General features: G+C 72.4%; 2 protein-coding genes and 1 pseudogene. All 3 read left to right on the top strand.

The window, feature by feature from the left end:
* Positions 1–124 precede the first annotated feature (124 nt).
* Complete coding sequence (locus tag ACOV8S_RS19335; protein ID WP_448319060.1) at positions 125–250, top strand: hypothetical protein; 126 nt, start codon at positions 125–127, stop codon at positions 248–250.
* Between the two features lie 419 nt (positions 251–669).
* Complete coding sequence (locus ACOV8S_RS19340) at positions 670–1140, top strand: lamin tail domain-containing protein (RefSeq protein ID WP_448319061.1); 471 nt, start codon at positions 670–672, stop codon at positions 1138–1140.
* Between the two features lie 298 nt (positions 1141–1438).
* A pseudogene (locus tag ACOV8S_RS19345) lies at positions 1439–1716 on the top strand (hypothetical protein); the annotation flags it as partial.

Here is a 1716-nt window from a genome sequence, read left to right on the forward strand (position 1 = left end):
GGCTCCGGCCGTCCGGGTGAACGGACGGGGAGAGGTCTGTGCGGCGCGCCGGGCCGTGCTGATCCTGCGGGAACGGGCTCTGTTGATCGATCCGGAGGGGCCCTCACCTGGAAGGACAGTGCTGATGACGCGAGGCGAGTTCCTGCGCCTGACGGCCGGACTGGCGGCGGGCGCGGTGTTCGGGGCGAGGCGGTGGAGGGCGACGTCCACGGCATGGGTCAATCCACGCTCGGAGGTCTGGGACGGCTGAGTGTGCCGGTACGCGTTCAGGCGTCGCGGCGAGGTGTGGTGGTGCGCAGATGTTCGCCCGCCGACGCTGACCGGCATGGGTGTTCGACATGGCGGGGCGGATAGGTAACGGCGCCGGAAGGAGATGTGAAGGAGTTCTGGAGGGGGGATGTTTGGGACGCGGGTGATGCTTCCGGCCCGAAGTTCCGGGATGGGTGCACATGGAAAGTAACCATTGATTGCACCCAAGTGAGTGACATTGAGCGGCATATAGGGAAGTAACGCCAATGTCCGTGATTCGTAACAGCGCCTGATTCGTGTCTCTTTCTCCGGGTCCGCGGCGGCAGAGTTCGAGCCCTCGGCAGCCCGCCGGGACCTGCACATCGCCTCAGCCGGCCCACTGCCCACGTGGGCCGGTCGGGGCCGCACGAAAGGGACCCCATGTCTCCCCTCAAGCGCTTCATCGCCGCCGCTCTCGTCGCCGGCTCCGCCATCGGCGCGACGGCCCTGCCGGCCTCCGCGGACCACCACCGCGGCGACCGTGACCGCCGTGGCTCGGTCGAGATCACCGCTGTCCGGGCCGACTCGCCCGGCCCGGAGAACCGGTCGAACCGCTCCCTGAACGGCGAGTGGGTCCAGGTGACGAACAAGGGCCGTCACGGCGTCAGCCTGCGGGGATGGACCCTGCGGGACCAGGACCACAACGTCTACACCTTCAGGGGCAACGTGCGCCTGGCGCCCCGTCAGTCGGTGCTCGTGCACAGCGGACGCGGCTACGACGGTCGCGGCCACGTGTACCAGGGTCGCCACCACTACGTGTGGGACAACCACGGTGAGACGGCCACCCTCCGGGACGCGCGGGGCGCGTTCGTGGACGCGGCCCACTACGGCCGCGGTGGGAGCCGTCGTTGAGCGGTGCCCCCTCGTCCTGAACGCTGACGCGCCGGCCCTTCCCGTACCGCTCGGGGAAACGGCCGGCGCTTCGGCGTGTCCGGACCGGTGGGACCAGGGGGCTCACCGCGTGCGCAGGGGGCGCGTGAGGAGGGTGCGCTCCTGCCGTTCGGGTGGCTGCACCCGGGCGGGCTTCCCCGGCCCGCTCCGCGCTGTCGATGCTGCCGATGGACGGCCGGTCCGCGGCGGTACGCGGGCACGCCGGACGGGAGCCGGCCCGGAGCCGGACGGGGAGTGCTCGGTGGAAGGCGGGAGTGCGGTGGCGGCGACGGGAACGCGGTGGGCGCGGGGCGCGTGCGGGGCGGCGGTCGTCCTGGCCGTGGCGGCGGGGATGCTGGGCACGGCGGGGGCCTCGACCGCGGCGCGGCCCGAGGTGACCCTGGTGTTCGACAAGAATCCGCAGCACCCGGACCGGTCCACCCTGACCCTGCGCCGCGGCGGTGAGCGGCAGGCCCGTTACCGGGCGGGCTCCGGCGACGGGAGCACCGACGACTGCGCCGCCGGGCGGGGGTGGCTGCCGGACGGGCAGTGGCGCGT

The organism is Streptomyces sp. CO7, assembly GCF_053474865.1.

Excerpts from the sequence above, each read along its gene's own strand:
- ACOV8S_RS19335 (WP_448319060.1), top strand. The coding sequence starts at position 125 with ATGACGCGAGGCGAGTTCCTGCGCCTGACGGCCGGACTGGCGGCGGGC.
- ACOV8S_RS19340 (WP_448319061.1), top strand. The coding sequence starts at position 670 with ATGTCTCCCCTCAAGCGCTTCATCGCCGCCGCTCTCGTCGCCGGCTCC.